This window comes from Halosimplex pelagicum, from assembly GCF_013415905.1.
Lineage (GTDB): Archaea > Halobacteriota > Halobacteria > Halobacteriales > Haloarculaceae > Halosimplex > Halosimplex pelagicum.
The window spans coordinates 896,155-914,912 of sequence record NZ_CP058909.1; the positions used below are offsets into that span (position 1 = coordinate 896,155).

Genomic DNA, 18,758 nt, shown 5'->3' on the forward strand with positions numbered 1-18,758 from the left:
GACGGGGTGGGGAAAGCGAACGCTATTAGTGCGTGTCGGGGCGAGTACATCCCAATCGATGACATCCGATTCGCCCGATTCCGACGCGGCCGAGGGGGACGCGCCGGAACCACTCCCGGACGGAGGGGTCGACGCCGAAGGCGCGGACGACACGACGCTGGACCCGTGGGGTTCGGCGACCGTCTCGGACTACCGCAAACTGTTCGCCGAGTTCGGTATCGAGGAGTTCGACGAGGTGCTTCCCGAGGTGCCCGACCCCCATTACCTGATGCGCCGCGGGGTCATCTTCGGCCACCGCGACTACCGCCCGATCGCTCGTGCGATGCGCGACGACGAGGACTTCGCCGCGCTCTCGGGCTTCATGCCCACCGGCGACCCCCACATCGGCCACAAGCTCGTCTTCGACGAGATCATCTGGCACCAGCAGCAGGGCGGCGACGCCTACGGCCTCATCGCCGACTTGGAGGCCCACAGCGCCCGCGGGCTGACCTGGTCGGAGATCGACACCCACGCCCGCGACTACGTGCTCTCGCTGCTCGCGCTCGGGTTCGACCCCGAGGAGGGAGAACTGTACCGCCAGTCGACCAACCGCGAGGTGCAGGATCTCGCCTTCGAACTCGGCGTCGAGGCGAACTTCTCGGAGCTGCAGGCGATCTACGACTTCGACGGCGAGACGGACGTATCGCACATGCAGAGCGTCGTCACGCAGATGGCCGACATCCTCTACCCGCAGGCCGACGAGCCCCGGCCCACCGTGATCCCGGTCGGGCCCGACCAGGACCCCCACATGCGGCTGGCCCGCGACCTGGCCGCGCGGATGCGCTACTTCCGCGTCACCGAGGCGTTCGCCGGCTTCGAGGTCGAGGATGAGCGCGAGCGCGCCCTGCTCGGCGAGGTGTACGATGGGCTCACGGCGGGCGAGAGCGAGGACGGCACGGCCGACGCGGGCGACGGCGACGACACCCTGCGCTGCGAGGACGCCGCCGAGGCCCTCCGCGCCGACCGCAGCGACTACGAGGCCGCCGGCTACGACGCGGCCACCGTCGAGGGCGTCCTCGAGAAGTTGGAGAACGCCGGGATGGAGCCGATCCGCCGGCGGACGCGCTTCCTCGGGCGCAACGCGACCGACGCGGCGTTCGACGCGCTGGTCGAGGCCGTCGACGGCGAGAAGCGCGTCTACGACGAGCACGTCGACGCCTTCGAGCTCTCCCGCGAGGAGGCCGAAGACCTCGCTCGCGAGGTCGAGACCGACCACGGCGGCTACGGCTTCCGCGCACCGTCGTCGATCTACCACCGCTTCATGACCGGGCTCACCGGCGGCAAGATGTCCTCGTCGGTTCCCGCCTCGCACATCTCCCTGCTCGACGACCCCGAGGACGGCTACGACAAGGTGAAGGCCGCGACGACCGGCGGACGCCAGTCCGCAGAGGAGCAGCGCGAACTCGGCGGCGAGGCCGACGAGTGCCCGGTCTACGAGCTGTACGCCTACCTGCTGGCGGGCGAGGACGACGAGTTCGCCACGGAGGTCTACGAGGAGTGCGTCGGCGGCGAGCGCCTGTGTGGCGGCTGCAAGGAGCAGGCCGCCGAGCTGATGGCCGAGTTCCTCGAAGACCACCAGGAGAGCCGCGAGCAGTGGGCGGAGAAGCTCGACGAACTGGACATCGATCTGGACGTGGCGGCCGACCGACGGGGCCAGTGAGGCGGGGGTTGCAGGGGTAGCGGGACGGCGGCCGGCTGGGGTCGAGACGGGGACGGCGGCCGGCTATCTCGCGACACCGTACGAATGCGGTACGAATCCCCAAGGGTAATGTGGGTAAGTGGCATACGAGTGAGCGGATGACTGACAGTGGCAGCAGTCGGGGTGGTATCGACACGGACGAACGAGGCCGGTTCGGTCGCGCGATGACGACGGCCCGGTCGCTCGCGATCGTCGCGCTGGTCGTCACGGCCGCGAGTCTCGCCGGGTGTGGGATGCTCGGCGGTGGCGGCGGTGGCGGTGGGGACGGCGGCGACGGCGGAGCGCAGTCGAGCATCGACGCGCCGCGGGAGATCTCCGAACCGATGGACCCCTCGGCGAGCGAGGTCTTCAGTCGCGTCACCGAGATCGTGGGTGTCGAGGGCGAGGCGCCGGGCGTCAGGACGACCAGTCTGCCGACCAGCCGTAACCTCTCGACTCCGTTCGTGACCGCGATGGTCGGCCTGCCCGACGACCCCCAGCGGCTGACGGGCCCCCTCAACGCGACGTACGACCCCGAAGATAACTCGGTCCTGTTCAACGACGAGACCGTCTTCGACCTGAACGGCTCGCAGGTCGAGTATCAGCTCGCATATAACTTCGCCCTCGGGCTCCACTATCAGAACGACTGGATCGATGCCGACAGCACCGAGAGTGCCGTCGTGCGGGGGACGCTGGACGCCGTCATGCGCGAATACGCCGACGAGCACATGGACGGGAACTTCGCGAACGCGCACGACTCCGCGGAGGCGGCCTTCGAGTCGACCACGCCCTACGAGTGGGCCACCTACGACGCGCTGAACTACTACGGCGCCGAGTACGTCGCCTCGCAGACCGACTCCGCCAGCGAGATCTCGTCGATCTACGAGGGCGGCGCCCCCGAGACGACCGAACAACTCCTCCACGACACCGACGAGGGGCCGACCGACCTCTCGGTGACGACCGACGTGTCGAACTGGTGGATCGACGAGCGGATGCCGCTCGGGGAATCCACGCTCGGTGAGCTCGGAACCCGCGCGGTCCTCCGGAGCCAGCTCTCGGCCTCGGAGGCCGCCGCCGCGGCCGACGGCTGGGGCAACGACACCGGGATGGCGTTCACCTCGGCCCGCAACAGCTCGGCCGGCGCCGTCTGGGTCCACAGCTGGGACTCGGCGAGCGAGGCCGACGAGTTCGTCGACGCGGCCGAGGCCTACGCGGAGGCCAGGAGCGACGACACGTACGCCGTCAATGTCACGCGACCCGCCGAGGACACGACCGTCGTGGTCGCCCACCGCGGGAACTTCATGTCGAACGCGGAGATCTCCTCCACCGACGGGACCGTCGAAGTCGTCGTCGGCGGCGGCTCCTCGTAGGGTCTCTCGGTTTCTCCGCTTCCCACCGTCACAGCGGCCGCTACTCCTCTATCTCTATCTCGATCGGCTCGGCGGCGGGCTCGACGGCGTCGGTATCGAACCGCTCGGCCAGCCGCCAGCTCGCGACGGCACCCACGGTCCCGAGGACGACGCCGGCCCGAACCCCGGTGTCGCGGTCGCGCAGGACGCGACCGAGGACGTAGCCCACGAGGAAGTTGATCGCGAAGTTGAGCGCAGCGCTGCGAGTGCGGTCCATACGCGCCCTTTGTGACCCGGGGGCATAGACGTTGCCTCGCAGTCGCCCCGAACGGGTGCCGCGGTGGCCGCTCGCGGTCGCCGAGTCCGGAACGCTTTTGCGCGGCGCCGTGAATGACTGACACATGGCACCCGAACCCACGGTGGGGCGCCGCCCAGCGCGGCGCTCCCAGCGGTCGCGCCCCGCCCGCCAGCCAGCGGCCTCGCTCGGGTTCGGGCTTTTCTCCGGCGCCTGACGGACGGCGGACGCCCGGACCCGACGGTTCGTGCCGAAACGAACTCACGGGGTCCCGGCGGAAACCGTCCGCGTCGGCCCGCGGGGCGGCGGCTCCGACCGTCCCGCCCGCGCGACTCGCGGTGTGAGCGCCCGTTCGCTCCGAGGCCCGCTCCGTGCGGACCTCGCAACCGTTAACTGACGACCACGCAGATTCACGACCAACGAATGAAACTTCCGGAAACGCAGGTCGCCGTGCTCGAAGCCGCGAGCGCGGACGACCCCACACCAGTCGAACAGATCGCCGAGGAGACCGGCGAGCAGGTCCAGGCGGTGGCCGGCGCCGCCTTCGAGCTCGAAGACGAGGGGCTGCTCGCCGTCACCGAACGCACCGAGACGGAGTACGCCCTCTCCGAGGAGGGCGAGACCTACGCCTACGACGGCCTGCCCGAACACAGCCTGTGGGTCGGCGGCCTCTCCAACGACGCCGTCGACGAACCGATCGAACTCGGCCAGGCCATCGGCCACGGCGGCCTGGAGGACGAGGCGGTCGAGATCGCGCTCTCGAACTTCGCCCGCAAGGGCATGGGGACCATCGACAGCGGCACCATCCAGGTCGACCCCGACTTCGACCTCGAGGGCGACGCCGAGCGCGCGATCCTCGAAGTACTCCGCGGGGAGGAGGGCGAACTCGATCCCGGCGAGGTCGACGAGGACGCCCTCGCGTCGCTCGAACGCCGCGGGCTCGTCGAACGCGAGGAGTCGACGGTGCGGGAGGTCACCCTGACCGACGAGGGCGTCACCGCCATGATGGAGGGCGTCGAGGTCGCCGAGACCGTCGGCCAGGTCACCCCGGAACTGCTGACCTCCGGCGAGTGGGAGGAGGTCGAGTTCGCCGAGTACAACGTCCAGGCCGACGCCGAGACGGTCCACGGCGGCAAGTCCCACGCGCTGCGGGAGATGTCCGAGCGCGTCAAGGACGTGCTCGTCGGGATGGGCTTCGAGGAGATGCAGGGGCCCCACGTCGACGCCGACTTCTACATCAACGACTGCCTGTTCATGCCCCAGGACCACCCGGCGCGCAACCACTGGGACCGCTTCGCGCTGGAGGAGCCCGCGACGATCGGCCGCGAGAACCTCCCGCCGGACCTGGTCGACCGCGTCGAGGCCGCCCACCGCGACGGCGTCGGCCCCGACGGCGAGGGGTATCACTCCCCCTGGGACGAGGACTTCGCGCGTGCGCTCGCGCTGCGCGGGCACACGACGAACCTCTCGGTGCGCCACCTCGCCGGCCTCGCCGAGGGCGACCTCGAACCGCCCCAGCGCTACTTCTCTATCGAGAAGGCCTACCGCAACGACACCCTCGACGCGACGCACCTGCTGGAGTTCTTCCAGATCGAGGGCTGGGTAATGGCCGAGGATCTGTCGGTACGGGACCTGATGGGTACGTTCACCGAGTTCTACGAGCAGTTCGGTATCACCGACATCCAGTTCAAGCCCCACTACAACCCCTACACGGAGCCGAGCTTCGAGCTGTTCGGCCGCCACCCCGAAACCGGGGAACTCATCGAGATCGGTAACTCGGGGATCTTCCGCCCGGAGATGCTCGAACCGCTCGGCGTCGAGGCCGACGTGATGGCCTGGGGGCTCGCGCTGGAGCGACTGTTCATGCTCGCGACCGGCGCCGAAGACATCCGCGACGTTCACGGGACGCTCGTGGATCTCGACTTCCTGCGGAACGAGGAGGTGGTGTACTGATGCCCACGGTAGAGATAGACCCCGACGAGCTCCGAGAGCTGACCGGCCACGACGAGAAGAGCGACGACGAACTCCGCGAGGACATGTTCGCCCTCGGCCTCGAGTACGAGGGCGAGACCGACGACGGCGAGTTCGAACTGGAGTTCGCGCCCGACCGGCTGGACCGCCTGTCCGTCGAGGGCGTCGCCCGCTCGCTGCGCTACCAGTACGGCGACGACCGCGGCGTCTACGTCCCGACGACCAACGACGCCGACTGGACCATCGAGGTCGACGCCGACGTGCCCGACGAGCGGCCGTACGTCACCGGCGCCGTCGTCCGCGGGCTGGACATGGACGAGGCCGCCCTCGAATCGCTCATCCAGCTACAGGAGAAGCTCCACGCGACGATGGGCCGCCAGCGCGCCAAGGGCGCCATCGGCGTCCACGACCTGACCATGCTGAAGGGCCAGGTCGGCGCCACCGGCGGCGAGGACACCCCCGAGGAGGAGGACGACCCCCGCACCGAGATCGCCGCTCCGAGCGGCAAGTCCGTCCGCTACACCGGCATCGGCAAGCGCGAGGACCGCTTCGTCCCCCTGGAGGAGAACCACGAGATGACTCCCCACGAGGTGCTGATGGCCCACCACACCGCCAACAAGTTCTCCGACCTCGTCGAGGAGTACGAGTCGATGCCGGCCATCTACGACGACGTGGGGATGTTCTCGTTCCCGCCGATCATCAACGGCAAGCGAACCGAGGTCACCGAGGACTCCCGTGACCTGTTCATCGAGATGACCGGCACCGACCAGTGGACGATCGACCACATGCTGTCGATCGTCTGCTACGCGCTCGACGCCCGCGGCGGTCGCGTCGAGGAAGTCGAGATCGAGTACGCCGACGACGCCAGCGGTGACTACGCCGGCAACACACTGGTCCGCCCGAACTTCGACACCAAGACCAAGACCGTCGACCACCCGGACATCGAGTCGATGCTCGGGATCGACCTCGACGGCGAGGAGGTCGTCGACCTGATGGAGCGGGCCGGGCTGGACGCGACCGCGGAGGACTACGACGCCGAGCGCGATGCCGAGCTACGGGAGGCCTCGAACGGGAGCGGGGAAGCCGCGAGCGCCGACGCCCTCTCGTACGAAGTCGAGATCCCGCCCTACCGCGTCGACGTGCTCCACCCCGTCGACGTGATCGACGACGTGGGTCGAGCCTACGGGTTCAACGAACTCGACCCGAAGTATCCCGACGTGTCGACCGTCGGCGGCCGCCACGAGCGCTCCCGCCTGGAGCGGGCGACCCGCGAGACGCTCGTCGGCCTGGGCTTCGAGGACCTGCTGAACTTCCACCTCATCAGCGAGGCCGCCAACTACGAGCGCCCGGGCGTCGAGCGCGGCAGCGACGTGCTGGGCGGCGGCGAGCCCGCCGTCATCCAGGAGCCCTACAGCGAGGACTACGAGGTCGTCCGCACCTGGGCGCTGCCCTCGGTCATGCTCGTGCTGGAGAACAACACCCACCGCTCGTACCCCCAGCACCTCTCGGAGGTCGGCCTCGCCATCGAGCAGGACGAGACCCAGCCGACGCTGGTCGACGAACGCCACACCGTCGCGGCCGCGCTCGCCCGCCACGACGCCTCCTACGAGGACGCCAAGGCCAGCCTCCAGGCGCTCTGTCGCGCCTTCGACGTCGAACTGGCCACCCCGCCGACCGACCACCCGACGTTCATCTCCGGCCGCACCGCCGATATCGTCATCGACGGGCAGAACGTCGGCGTCATCGGCGAGGTCCACCCGAAGGTGCTCGTCGAGTACGACCTGGAAGTGCCGGTCGCGGCCTTCGAGTTCGACCTCGACGCCCTGGGCGACGACTGACGCCACACGCGGCTTTTCTCGAATCCGACTTCGGTGATACTCGCCGACGGCCGCCGGTCACTCCGAGCCGGCCGACCCCGACTCGTCGAGCCGTCGTTCGTACTTCGCCAGCGATGTCTCTAAAGCCTCCTCGGCGTCGACGTCCAGCGCGTCGGCGGTCGCCAGCAGCGCGAAGACGGCGTCGCCGAGTTCGTCCTCGCTGACGGTCAACTCCTCCGGGGCGGCGCCGTACTCGCTCGACTTGGCGGCGTCGGCGGCGATCTCGCCCACCTCGGCGGCCAGGTCCAGCACCCGGTAGGCCGGGTTGGCGTCCATGTCGTGCTCGTCGACGAACGCGGCGACGCGGTCCTGTGCGTCCATGGAACGGGGTTGGATCGGTGCCCGGAAAACGGTTCGGTGGTGAGAGCGCCGGATCGATTCCCTTCGGTTCGTGTTTCGAGTGTCTCGGCCGTTTCTGGCTGTTCTGTTGTGGGAGAAACGAGAACGGCCGTGATCGAAGGAGCCAGCAAGCGATGAAAGCCCTCGTCGCGCTCGCGGTCGCTGCGCGGGATATCCGCGCTCTCGGCACCGCCCGCGCGGATAGGGCCCGCTCAGGCGACTACCGGCGCGAGCGCGTCTCGCCCTTTCAGTCCGCCAGGACCGCGACCGCCCCGCACAGCACCGCAGACGGCCACGACCCTCCCCAGCCGATTCGCTCCTATCGTCGCTCATCCCTCGCGCGACTGTTTCGAGCGGCCCGCCACGAGGCGGGCACGCTCGACAGCACGCGCCGACCGCACCGCTAACGACGCTACTTGTACTGAACACTCCCCGTTCGACCCCGCCGAGGCTATTTGTGCGTGCCCGTCGCAGTCGAGGGCATGGCCGCACTCGAAGTCGAGGGGCTCACCAAGGACTACGGCGAGGTCCTCGCCAACGACGACGTGACGTTCGCGGTCGATGAGGGCGAGGTGTTCGGCTACCTCGGCCCCAACGGCGCGGGGAAGACGACGACCATCCGGACGCTGATGGGCTTCCAGTCGCCGACCAGCGGCGGGGGGACGGTCCTCGGCCACGACGTGACCGACGAGAGCGACCTGATCGCCGCCAAGCGGCGGGTCGGCTACCTCCCCGCGAATCCCGCCTTCGACGAGGGGGTGACCGGCCGGGAGATCCTCGACCTCCACGCGTCGATCAAGGGCGACGAGCGCCGCGACGAGCTGCTGGAGACGTTCGACGCGCCCGTCGACCGGAAAGTCTGGGACTACTCGACGGGCAACGTCCAGAAGCTCGGGCTCGTCCAGGCGTTCATGCACGACCCCGACCTGGTGGTGATGGACGAGCCCACCGCCGGCCTCGATCCGCTCATGCAGCGGGCGTTCAACGACTTCGTGGAGGCCGAGAAGGAGCGCGGGCTCACGGTCTTCCTCTCCTCGCACGTCCTCAGCGAGGTCCGCCGGGTCTGCGACCGCGTGGGTATCATCCGCGAGGGGCGCCTCGTCACGACCGAAGATATCGAGGACCTGCTCCACCGCACGGGGAAGTTCGTCCGCGTGCGCGTCGCGGGCGACGTGAGCGCGAGCGCGTTCGACCTCGACGGCGTCCACGACGCCTCCTGCAGCACGACCGACGGCGCCGTCTCGGAACCGGCCGCCTCGGAACTGGCCGAGTCGGAACCGGCTGACCCCGACACGCCCCGCGTCGACGGGCCGGTCACCGAGTGTACGTTCACCTTCACCGGCGACGTGAACGACCTGATCGCGGCGCTGGGCGAGCGGCGAGTCCTCGATCTGGACGTGGAGGAGGCGCCGCTCGAAGAGGTGTTCATGCGGTTCTACGGGGGCAGCGATGCTTGAGATAGCCCGCTACGAGGGGCGCCACCGCGTCCGCGGGACGCTCGTCACCGCCGTCGCGATCGGCGGGTTCGCTCTCATGTACGTCGTGCTCTACCCCACCTTCGCCGAGAGCCTCGGGGCGGACATCGACGCGCTGCTGGACGCCTACCCCGAGGCGCTCCAGAAGACCTTCGGTATCCAGACGCTCGCGACGATGGAGGGGTTTCTCGCCTCGGAGCTGTACACCTTCGTCTGGATGCTGCTGCTGGGGCTGTACTTCGCCTACAGCGCCGCGTCGCTGATCGCCGCCGACGTGGAGCGCGAGCGCATGGACATGCTGCTGTCACTGCCGGTCTCGCGGGCCCGCGTCGTCGCCGAGAAGTTCGTCTCCCTGCTGGTCCCGCTGGTCGTCCTCAACGCCGTCGTCCCCGCCGTCGTCTACGCCGGGACGGTCGCCGTCGACTACCCCGTCGACCCCGTCGACCTGCTGGTCCTGCACGCGCTGTCGGTCCCGTACCTGCTCACCTTCGCCGGGGTCGGACTGGTCGCCTCGGTCGTCTTCGACCGCGCGAGCGTCGCCCAGCGCGTCGCCCTCGGCGCGCTCGCCGGCCTCTTCTTCGCCGAGTCGCTGCTGACCGACACCGACTTCGCCTGGATCGGCGCGGTGTCGCCCACCCGGTATCTCGACCCCAACGCCGTCCTCATCGACGGCGAGTACGCCCTCGCGGACGGGGCCGTCCTCGCCGTCGCCGCCGCGGCGCTGCTCGGGCTCGCGGTCGTGCTCTTCCGCCGGAAGGATATCGAGTGAGGGGCGCGTCGACGGCGGGAATCAGTCCAGGTCGGCGCCGACGGCCGCCTCGACGGAGTCGAAGCCGTCCCGTTCGAGCAGTTCGAGCAGGCCGAGGTTGATCTCGCGCGCGATGGCGGGGCCGCGATAGAGGAAGGCGGTGTATAGCTGCACGAGCGAGGCGCCCGCCCGGATCTTACGGTAGGCGTCCTCTGCCGTGGCCACGCCGCCGACGCCGATCACGGGTACGTCCACGCGCTCGGCGACGAAGCGAGTCATCTCCGTCGCCCGGGCCTCGATGGGCGCGCCAGAGAGCCCGCCGGTCTCGACGCGGTTGGGGCTCTCCAGGCCGTCCGGGCGTTCCGTCGAGGTGTTGGTCGCGACCACGCCGTCCAGCCCGAGTTCCGTGACGAGATCGAGCGTGTCCGCGACCGCGGGCTCGGGGAGGTCCGGCGAGAGCTTGATGAGCAGGGGCGCGGCGCCGGCGTCCTGCAGCTCGGTGAGGATCGCAGTCATCGCCTCGCGGTTCTGCAGTTCCTCGAACCCCTGGGAATTCGGACAGGAGACGTTGACGACGAAGAAGTCGCCGCCAGCGGCGACCTCCTCGTAGGTGGCCAGGTAGTCCGCGGGCGCGCCCGCGGTGTCGACGTGCTCGGACTTGGCGATGTTGACGCCCACCGGGACCGGCGCGTCGAGGGCCGCGAGGCGCTCGCCGACGGCTTCGGCGCCGTCGTTGTTGAGCCCCATGCGGTTGATGACGGCGTCGTCGTCGCGCAGGCGGAACATCCGCGGGCGCTGGTTGCCCGACTGGGGGACGGCGGTGACGCCACCGACCTCGACGAATCCGAAGCCCAGGGCGGCCAGCCCGCGGACGGCCTCGGCGTTCTTGTCGAACCCGGCGGCCACCCCGACGGGGTTGGGGAAGGTCTCTTCGAGCGCGTCGACGCGCAGGCGCGGGTCGTCGACGGCGTAGTGGCGGGCGAGCGCGCGGTCAAGCGGTGCGTTCCCCGCGGCACTGACGACGCCGTGGCCGAGGCCGTGGGCGGTCTCGGCGGGGAGTGAGAACAACAGCGGCTTGGCGATATCGTACGCGTTCATAGGGGTGAGATCGCCCCGGGGTGGGGCGGGGCCGGCCCGGGCGCTAGAACTCGTGCTCCACGTCGTCCGGGTCGGCCTTCTGAATGATGATCTTGTTGTCGCGGACCCGGACGAACACCTCGTCGCCGATCTCCATGCCGGCGACGGCCAGCTCGTCCTCGTGGATGTTGATGTGGACGTTGTGGTACTCGCCGTCCTCGTCTTTGGCGCCACTCGGGCTGAGCTTCTTCTTTCGCACCATCGCGCTATCCTATTCGGCCCTTCGCCGCAGGATACACTTAAGTCTACCGTGCGCGCCCGGGTGGTCGACCACCGATCGCCCCCGACGGCCTCCCCGACCGTGCGCGTGAGTTTTATTCCCCCCGCCAGCGGCGGAAATCTGGGGAAAATCGTCGGTCTTCGAACGCCGGAACGACCGGTCTTATAAACGAATCGCCAGCACGCGCCCCGATCGGGGGGTATATTTATAATGAATCATGTGCTGGGTTGGCATGGAGCGGTCGAATCCATGGCACCCGACAGCGACAAGCGCAACTTCGCGCTCAGGACGGAGAACGGCGAGGAAGACAGCGTCTTCTCGGGGAGCACACCTCGACAGGCGGCACTGAAGGCGGCGCGGCGGCTCGACCCCGCGAGCAGCGAGGAGGCGGCCGCGCGGGAGTCGATCCGCCTGCGGGAGAAGGGCACGCACAAGGTCCACATCTACGAGGGGTGGTCCTGGAAGGAGTCGCCGCCGGACGTCGACATGAACGAGTGGGACGCCGAGGACCCCTCGGACGTGTGGATGAACCAGGTCGACGAGATCACGAAGGCGAACGTGTCGAAACAGGGCGTCGAGCACCTCGACGATATTTGAGTCGGTCGCCGACAGTTCTCTCCGACTACCCTCTCCGACGCCCGACGCCGTCCAAGCCGCGGGACCGTCACCCGCGCGTCGCGCCCGGCGTGCGTGAACTACATAGGGCAGCCACCTCGACGGTCGAACGCGTGGCTCCCACTCGGCCACACCGAGCGCGCGACGCGCGGGATGACTGGCCGCCCTCCTGCCACGCGACACTCGAACCGGTCAGCGACGGCGCCGTCCGCCAAGACTCCCCCGCGGTTCTCACCCGCTCGCTCGTGTGAGCCGGACCCATGAAATCGCATGACGCGGCGGGTACCGATTCGACGGCCTTAAGTGAATCACCCCCATCGGAATAGATACGAAGCGGCGCGGGGCACACGCCCTCGCCGAGCCGTGGGACGCGCCCCTCGTTCGCCGGACGACCGGCCGAACGGATCGGGCATCCGTCCCAGTCCCGTCGTGCGGTTTCGACGGGAGTCGATCCGACGCCCTTAAGTGTAACAGGGCACTCGGATGGATTGCAAGCGAGGCCCGGTCGGGGCCGACGAAACCCGGCCGTCCGGACCACGGTGATGTCGAAGGGGTTATGTACCCTCCTCGGCCTACACCTAGGTCCGAAGGAAATGAGGATTCCACCCCTGCGGTCCGCCGTACAGATGGGATCTGATGTTAGCCCTGGTAGTTCGGTGACACCCGGTCTGTGACCGCGTGTCGCCGGATGCTAGATGACGATAGCGATCGAGATCACACTCATATCGAGTGTGTTCCCGCCTAACCCCCCTGCTTTAGCAGGGGACATTCCGGTTGATCCTGCCGGAGGCCATTGCTATCGGAGTCCGATTTAGCCATGCTAGTCGCGCGGGTTCAGGCCCGCGGCAGATAGCTCAGTAACACGTGGCCAAACTACCCTATGGACGGAGATAACCTCGGGAAACTGAGGCTAATATCCGATACAGCTCGCATGCTTGAGTGCAGCGAGCTGGAAACGTTCCGGCGCCATAGGATGTGGCTGCGGCCGATTAGGTAGACGGTGGGGTAACGGCCCACCGTGCCGATAATCGGTACGGGTTGTGAGAGCAAGAGCCCGGAGACGGAATCTGAGACAAGATTCCGGGCCCTACGGGGCGCAGCAGGCGCGAAACCTTTACACTGCACGACAGTGCGATAGGGGGACTCCGAGTGCGAGGGCATACAGTCCTCGCTTTTCTGCACCGTAAGGTGGTACAGGAACAAGTGCTGGGCAAGACCGGTGCCAGCCGCCGCGGTAATACCGGCAGCACGAGTGATGGCCGATTTTATTGGGCCTAAAGCGTCCGTAGCCGGCCGAGCAAGTCCGTTGGGAAATCCACGCGCTCAACGCGTGGGCGTCCAGCGGAAACTGTTCGGCTTGGGGCCAGAGGACTCGAGGGGTACGTCCGGGGTAGGAGTGAAATCCCGTAATCCTGGACGGACCACCGGTGGCGAAAGCGCCTCGAGAAGATGGACCCGACGGTGAGGGACGAAAGCTTGGGTCTCGAACCGGATTAGATACCCGGGTAGTCCAAGCTGTAAACGATGCTCGCTAGGTGTGCCACAGGCTACGAGCCTGTGCTGTGCCGTAGGGAAGCCGAGAAGCGAGCCGCCTGGGAAGTACGTCTGCAAGGATGAAACTTAAAGGAATTGGCGGGGGAGCACTACAACCGGAGGAGCCTGCGGTTTAATTGGACTCAACGCCGGACATCTCACCAGCACCGACAACGGTAATGATGGTCAGGTTGATGACCTTACCCGACGCCGTTGAGAGGAGGTGCATGGCCGCCGTCAGCTCGTACCGTGAGGCATCCTGTTAAGTCAGGCAACGAGCGAGACCCGCATCCTTAATTGCCAGCAGCACCCTTGTGGTGGCTGGGTACATTAGGGAGACCGCCACGGCTAACGTGGAGGAAGGAACGGGCAACGGTAGGTCAGCATGCCCCGAATGTGCTGGGCAACACGCGGGCTACAATGGCCGGGACAGTGGGAGGCTAATCCGAGAGGATACGCTAATCCCCTAAACCCGGTCGTAGTTCGGATTGAGGGCTGAAACTCGCCCTCATGAAGCTGGATTCGGTAGTAATCGCGTGTCAGAAGCGCGCGGTGAATACGTCCCTGCTCCTTGCACACACCGCCCGTCAAATCACCCGAGTGGGGTCCGGATGAGGCCATCATGCGATGGTCGAATCTGGGCTCCGCAAGGGGGATTAAGTCGTAACAAGGTAGCCGTAGGGGAATCTGCGGCTGGATCACCTCCTACTGACCGGGACTGGGGCGATGCCCCAGCCCACCTTCTAGCGTCCCGCGACCGCCCGCAGACCGGGCACCTATGAACTACCAGGGTTAACACGGGCCCATAGCTCAGCGGCAGAGCGCCGCCTTTGCAAGGCGGAGGCCCTGGGTTCAAATCCCAGTGGGTCCATGTCACGTACGGCGGTTCGAACCGTGTCCCTTAAGTGGGGCACTCCACTCGAATCGTAGTACGGAAGACCGGTGCACCATCCCGTGCGAACGCGGATGGGAAGGGTCGATGCACGCGCCACCTCACCCGTGGGTGTGTAGATGAGACTGTGTGTACGTGCGATCCAGGCGTCCACTGGACTCGTTCATCGAGTCCAACGACGTAGGAGATCCATCACTGGATCTCCACACTCGGAGGTCCCTCACCGGACCTCCACATTGAAGGTCCCTCACCGGACCTTCTCCACTAACGTGGCTGCTATGCCACCTGGTGAATAGCTCGGCTCGAGAGCCGACGAAGGACGTGCCAAGCTGCGATAAGCCGCGGGGAGCTGCATGGAAGCGAAGAACCGCGGATTTCCGAATGGGAATCCCCACCGCAATTGCTTCGCGCAATGGGGAACGCCGGGAATTGAAACATCTTAGTACCGGTCGGAAAAGAAATCAAGTGAGATATCGTCAGTAACCGCGAGTGAACGCGATACAGCCCAAACCGAAGCCTTCGGGCAATGTGGTGTATTGGGCCGGCACTCATCGTCGGAACCCTTCTGTGAAGTCTCCTGGAACGGAGCGCGACACAGGGTGAAAGCCCCGTAACGGAAGCTAGTATGACGTGAGCCGGTTCCGGAGTAGCGGGGGTTGGAAATCCCTCGTGAATACGGCAGGCATCTACTGCCAAGGCTAAATACTCCTCGAGACCGATAGCGAACAAGTAGCGCGAGCGAACGCTGAAAAGTACCCTCAGAAGGGAGGCGAAACAGGGCTTGAAATCAGGTGGCGATGGAGCGACGGGGCATGAAAGGCCCCTCCGAAAACGACCCAGGCGCGAGCCTGCAGTAGGACCGGAGGGGAGCCGATGTTCCGTCGTACGTTTTGAAAAACGAACCAGGGAGTGTGTCCGTTTGGCGAGTCTAACCCGTTCATCGGGGAAGGCATAGGGAAACCGACATGGCCGCAGGGCTTTGCCCCAGGGCCGCCGTGTTCAAGCGCGGGGAGTCAAACTGACACGACCCGAAACCGGACGATCTACGCGTGGGCAAGACGAAGCGTGCCGAAAGGCACGTGGAGGTCTGCTAGTGTTGGTGTTTTACAACACCCTCACGTGACCTACGTGTAGGGGTGAAAGGCCCATCGAGTTCGGCAACAGCTGGTTCCGACCGACAAATGTCGAAGCATTACCCCTGTCGAGGTAGTTCGTGGGGTAGAGAGACTGATTGAGCGGACCGCCCTCGAGAGAGGTCGGCCGTTCTGTCAAACTCCGAACCTACGAACGCTTTTGACGCGGGGAGTTCGGTGCGCGGGGTAAGCCTGTGTACCGTGAGGGAGACAACCCAGAGTCGGGTTAAGGTCCCCAAGTGTGGACTAAGTGCGATCGAAGGTGGTCTCAAGCCCTAGACAGCCGGGAGGTGAGCTTAGAAGCAGCTACCCTCCAAGAAAAGCGTAACAGCTTACCGGCCGAGGTTTGAGGCGCCCAAAATGATCGGGGCTCAAGTCCACCACCGATACCTGACCGCAGATATCACAATCTGACCGTGTAGGTCGGCGTTCCGATCGGGTGGAAGTACGGCCGAGAGTTCGTATGGACCGATTGGAAACGAAAATCCTGGTCATAGTAGCAGCGAAAGTCGGGTTAGAATCCTGACGGCCAAAAGGGCAAGGGTTCCTCAGCACTGTTCGTCAGCTGAGGGTTAGCCGGTCCTAAGTCTCACCGCAATTCGAATGAGACGAAATGGGAAACAGGTTAATATTCCTGTGCCACCGTCCATTGAAAGTCGACGCCTTGGGGTAGACCGAGCCGGGCCATCGCCCGGTCGAACCGTCCAACTCCGTGGAAGCCGTAATGGCACGAAGCGGACGAACGGCGGCATAGAGCAATTCGGTTCAACCTGGGGCCCGTGAAAAGACGAGGACGGTGTCCGTACCGAGCACCGACACAGGTGCCCATGGCGGAGAAAGCCTAGGCCTGTCGGGATCAACCGACGTTAGGGAATTCGGCAATCTAGTCCCGTACCTTCGGAAGAAGGGATGCCTGCCTCGGGAAGAGGCAGGTCGCAGTGACTTGGAGGCTCCGACTGTCTAGTAACAACATAGGTGACCGCAAATCCGCAAGGACTCGTACGGTCACTGAATCCTGCCCAGTGCGGGTATCTGAACACCTGGTACAACAGGACGAAGGACCCGTTAACGGCGGGGGTAACTATGACCCTCTTAAGGTAGCGTAGTACCTTGTCGCTTCAGTAGCGACTCGCATGAATGGATCAACGAGAGCCTCGCTGTCCCAACGTTGGGCCCGGTGAACTGTACGTTCCAGTGCGGAGTCTGGAGACCCCCAAGGGGAAGCGAAGACCCTATAGAGCTTTACTGCAGGCTGTCGCTGGGACGTGGTCGCTACTGTGCAGTGTAGGTAGGAGCTGTTACACAGGTACCCGCGCTAGCGGGCCACCGAGGCATCCATGAAACACTACCCGGTAGTGACTGCGACCCTCACTCCTGGCGGAGGACACCGGTAGCCGGGCAGTTTGACTGGGGCGGTACGCGCTTGAAAAGATATCGAGCGCGCCCCAAGTCCATCTCAGCCGTGTCGGAAACGCGGCGAAGAGTGCAAAAGCAAAAGATGGACTGACAGTGTTCTTCCCAACGAGGAACGCTGACGTGAAAGCGTGGTTTAGCGAACCAATTCGCCCGCTCGATGCGGGCCATTGCTGACAGAAAAGCTACCTTAGGGATAACAGAGTCGTCACTCGCAAGAGTACATATCGACCGAGTGGCTTGCTACCTCGATGTCGGTTCCCTCCATCCTGCCCGTGCAGAAGCGGGCAAGGGTGAGGTTGTTCGCCTATTAAAGGAGGTCGTGAGCTGGGTTTAGACCGTCGCGAGACAGGTCGGCTGCTATCTATTGGGGGTGTCATTGGTATCTGACGGGAACGTCCGTATAGTACGAGAGGAACTACGGATGGTGGCCACTGGTGTATCGGTCGTCCGAGAGGGCGCTGCCGAGCAGCCACGCCACACGGGGTAACGGCTGAACGCATCTAAGCCGGAAACCCACCTGGAAAAGAGATACCGCAGAGGTCACTCGTAGAAGACGAGATCGATAGACTCGGGGTGTACGCACCGAGGCAACGAGGTGTTCAGCCCGCGAGAACTAATCGACCGAAGCCACCAATCATACGCACTGCGACTCGCTGAACGAGTCCAGGCGCAATCTGGATCGCACGTATTCACAGTCTCGGAGACCACCGATACTGGCATCCGAACGCGGTGTTCGGACGCGGTTCGATTCCGCGGATCGGCGTTAGGGCGGCCATAGCGGCGGGGCGACACCCGTACCCATCCCGAACACGGACGTTAAGCCCGCCTGCGTTCCGGCGAGTACTGGAGTACGAGAGTCTCTGGGAAACCTGGTTCGCCGCCTCCACTCATTCCCGGCCACATTCGGCCGGAGTTCGCCGGCCGACCTGGCCGGCACTCATCACCCTCGACCAGTCACAACTGGTCGGGGGTTTCCGTATTTTCGTACCGAACAGCGACGCTCATCCCGGTCGCGAGAGGTGGCCGAATCCGATGGGCTTAAGCGACGCAGGCGGATACTATCGGACGCGCCAAGGTGGCAGAGTCCGGCCGAACGCAGCGGCCTGCAGAGCCGCCTACCGCCGGTTCAAATCCGGCCCTTGGCTTATACCAAAAACCCGACAAGCCAACGGCGTTCAGGGCGTCAAGCCCGCCGTTGGATGTTCTCCACGGGTGATGAATCATATAACGCGATAGAGATATCGCCGCCAACTCCAGCCGAAGCGCAGGGGGTCGCGGCATGAGCGTCTTCGACGAGATCCGGACGCCCGACGGCCCGACGTGCGGGTGCGCCGGCTGTCTCGACCCCGCGGCGAAAGTGATCGTCCATCCCGACCACGGCGAGCGCGTCGTCTGCGAGAGTCACGTCCGCGGCCACGAGGTGGTCCGCGATGTCTGAGGACGACCAGCCCGACGTGCGCCCGGAGGACGCCCTGCAGGTCGCCCAGCGAGCGCTCGCGAAGGTCGGCGACCTCGAAGACCTCGTCGAGGACCAGCAGGACGAGATCGACGATCTCCAGAGCGAACTCACCGCCGTCTCGCTGCGCGTCTCCGAGTTCGACGACGGTCGCGAGTACGACCAGCTCACCCGCGACGACAAGGTCGGGAAGGTGCGCGAGTACGGCTTCCGTCGCGCCGACGAGGGCCACGGCCTGACGAAACTCGACTACAAGGACATCAAGTGGAGCGTCTTCGAGGGCGAACCCTCACCGGCGCACTGCTACACGCTGATGGAGCTGGCCGCCAGCGCCCGCGGCTTCGAGCATCGCGACCCCGCCGACGGGAACGAACACCTCGCGGTCAACGCTACCGAAGCGAAGCGCGGACCGGCGTTTTATTCCGCGAAAAAAGACGCCGCCGAGGAGGGCCGCTCAGGATGACGCATCACGAGCGCGGCATCCCACCGCCGTTGTACTGAGTGTAGATTAGTGCAAGTGCGGTTGTGTAAGCAAGGTTTCCGTAGCTGCGGGAATCTCGGCTCAGCACGTCTCGCACTTGCGGT

At 65.9% G+C, this 18,758-nt stretch carries 13 protein-coding genes, 2 tRNA genes and 3 rRNA genes; 14 read left to right on the plus strand and 4 right to left on the minus strand.

Annotated elements, in window-relative coordinates; all coding sequences use genetic code 11:
* Positions 1 to 58 precede the first annotated feature (58 nt).
* Together HZS54_RS04520 and HZS54_RS04525 are read left to right on the plus strand one after the other, a co-directional pair.
* A complete protein-coding gene (locus HZS54_RS04520) occupies positions 59 to 1,699 on the plus strand; it encodes a tryptophan--tRNA ligase (RefSeq protein WP_179920762.1) in 1,641 nt (546 codons plus the stop codon).
* A gap of 137 nt (positions 1,700 to 1,836) precedes the next feature.
* Complete coding sequence (locus tag HZS54_RS04525; protein WP_179920763.1) at positions 1,837 to 3,087, plus strand: hypothetical protein; 1,251 nt, start codon at positions 1,837 to 1,839, stop codon at positions 3,085 to 3,087.
* A 40-nt stretch (positions 3,088 to 3,127) separates the two neighbouring features.
* Here HZS54_RS04525 and HZS54_RS04530 read toward each other — a convergent pair whose 3' ends face one another.
* A complete protein-coding gene (locus HZS54_RS04530; protein ID WP_179920764.1) occupies positions 3,128 to 3,343 on the minus strand; it encodes a hypothetical protein in 216 nt (71 codons plus the stop codon).
* A 441-nt stretch (positions 3,344 to 3,784) separates the two neighbouring features.
* On the opposite strand from HZS54_RS04530, the gene pheS reads away from it, so the two are divergent.
* Together pheS and HZS54_RS04540 are read left to right on the plus strand one after the other, a co-directional pair.
* Positions 3,785 to 5,314 (plus strand): phenylalanine--tRNA ligase subunit alpha, encoded by a 1,530-nt coding sequence (gene pheS, locus HZS54_RS04535; RefSeq protein ID WP_179920765.1) that lies wholly within the window; start codon positions 3,785 to 3,787, stop codon positions 5,312 to 5,314.
* Positions 5,314 to 7,170: a phenylalanine--tRNA ligase beta subunit-related protein gene (locus HZS54_RS04540; RefSeq protein ID WP_179920766.1), complete on the plus strand. Its 1,857-nt coding sequence runs from the start codon at positions 5,314 to 5,316 to the stop codon at positions 7,168 to 7,170. Before pheS ends, HZS54_RS04540 begins: the two co-directional genes overlap by 1 nt.
* Positions 7,171 to 7,227: 57 nt before the next feature.
* On the opposite strand, the gene HZS54_RS04545 is transcribed toward HZS54_RS04540, so the two are convergent.
* Positions 7,228 to 7,530 (minus strand): MazG nucleotide pyrophosphohydrolase domain-containing protein, encoded by a 303-nt coding sequence (locus HZS54_RS04545; RefSeq protein WP_179920767.1) that lies wholly within the window; start codon positions 7,528 to 7,530, stop codon positions 7,228 to 7,230.
* A gap of 500 nt (positions 7,531 to 8,030) precedes the next feature.
* Here HZS54_RS04545 and HZS54_RS04550 point away from each other — a divergent pair, with 500 nt between their 5' ends.
* Positions 8,031 to 9,005 (plus strand): ABC transporter ATP-binding protein, encoded by a 975-nt coding sequence (locus HZS54_RS04550; protein WP_179920768.1) that lies wholly within the window; start codon positions 8,031 to 8,033, stop codon positions 9,003 to 9,005.
* Positions 8,998 to 9,792: an ABC transporter permease subunit gene (locus tag HZS54_RS04555; RefSeq protein ID WP_179920769.1), complete on the plus strand. Its 795-nt coding sequence runs from the start codon at positions 8,998 to 9,000 to the stop codon at positions 9,790 to 9,792. Before HZS54_RS04550 ends, HZS54_RS04555 begins: the two co-directional genes overlap by 8 nt.
* A gap of 21 nt (positions 9,793 to 9,813) precedes the next feature.
* On the opposite strand, the gene HZS54_RS04560 is transcribed toward HZS54_RS04555, so the two are convergent.
* The gene (locus tag HZS54_RS04560) at positions 9,814 to 10,869 is read right to left on the minus strand and encodes a quinone-dependent dihydroorotate dehydrogenase (protein ID WP_179920770.1); all 1,056 of its coding nucleotides are present in this window, start codon (positions 10,867 to 10,869) and stop codon (positions 9,814 to 9,816) included.
* A 43-nt stretch (positions 10,870 to 10,912) separates the two neighbouring features.
* The gene (locus HZS54_RS04565) at positions 10,913 to 11,110 is read right to left on the minus strand and encodes a hypothetical protein (protein ID WP_006882158.1); all 198 of its coding nucleotides are present in this window, start codon (positions 11,108 to 11,110) and stop codon (positions 10,913 to 10,915) included.
* A gap of 267 nt (positions 11,111 to 11,377) precedes the next feature.
* On the opposite strand from HZS54_RS04565, the gene HZS54_RS04570 reads away from it, so the two are divergent.
* The 8 genes from HZS54_RS04570 (at position 11,378) to HZS54_RS04605 (ending at position 18,636) form a co-directional block, all read left to right on the plus strand.
* Positions 11,378 to 11,725 carry a non-histone chromosomal MC1 family protein gene (locus HZS54_RS04570; RefSeq protein ID WP_179920771.1) on the plus strand — a complete coding sequence of 116 codons (348 nt, stop codon included), beginning with the start codon at positions 11,378 to 11,380 and terminating at the stop codon, positions 11,723 to 11,725.
* A 785-nt stretch (positions 11,726 to 12,510) separates the two neighbouring features.
* Positions 12,511 to 13,983: ribosomal RNA gene (locus HZS54_RS04575) — 16S ribosomal RNA — on the plus strand.
* Between the two features lie 92 nt (positions 13,984 to 14,075).
* Positions 14,076 to 14,147 (plus strand) — tRNA-Ala (locus HZS54_RS04580).
* 285 nt (positions 14,148 to 14,432) lie between these two features.
* Positions 14,433 to 17,353, plus strand: a 23S ribosomal RNA gene (locus tag HZS54_RS04585).
* A 128-nt stretch (positions 17,354 to 17,481) separates the two neighbouring features.
* A 5S ribosomal RNA gene (gene rrf, locus HZS54_RS04590) occupies positions 17,482 to 17,603 on the plus strand.
* The 16S, 23S and 5S rRNA genes sit together here with 2 tRNA genes alongside, the layout of an rRNA operon.
* 183 nt (positions 17,604 to 17,786) lie before the next feature.
* A tRNA-Cys gene (locus HZS54_RS04595) sits at positions 17,787 to 17,862 on the plus strand.
* Between the two features lie 134 nt (positions 17,863 to 17,996).
* Entirely contained in the window at positions 17,997 to 18,155 is a 159-nt protein-coding gene (locus tag HZS54_RS04600) for a hypothetical protein (RefSeq protein WP_179920772.1), read from the plus strand.
* Positions 18,148 to 18,636, plus strand: coding sequence for a hypothetical protein (locus HZS54_RS04605; RefSeq protein WP_179920773.1), 489 nt, complete (start codon positions 18,148 to 18,150; stop codon positions 18,634 to 18,636). Before HZS54_RS04600 ends, HZS54_RS04605 begins: the two co-directional genes overlap by 8 nt.
* Positions 18,637 to 18,758 lie beyond the last annotated feature (122 nt).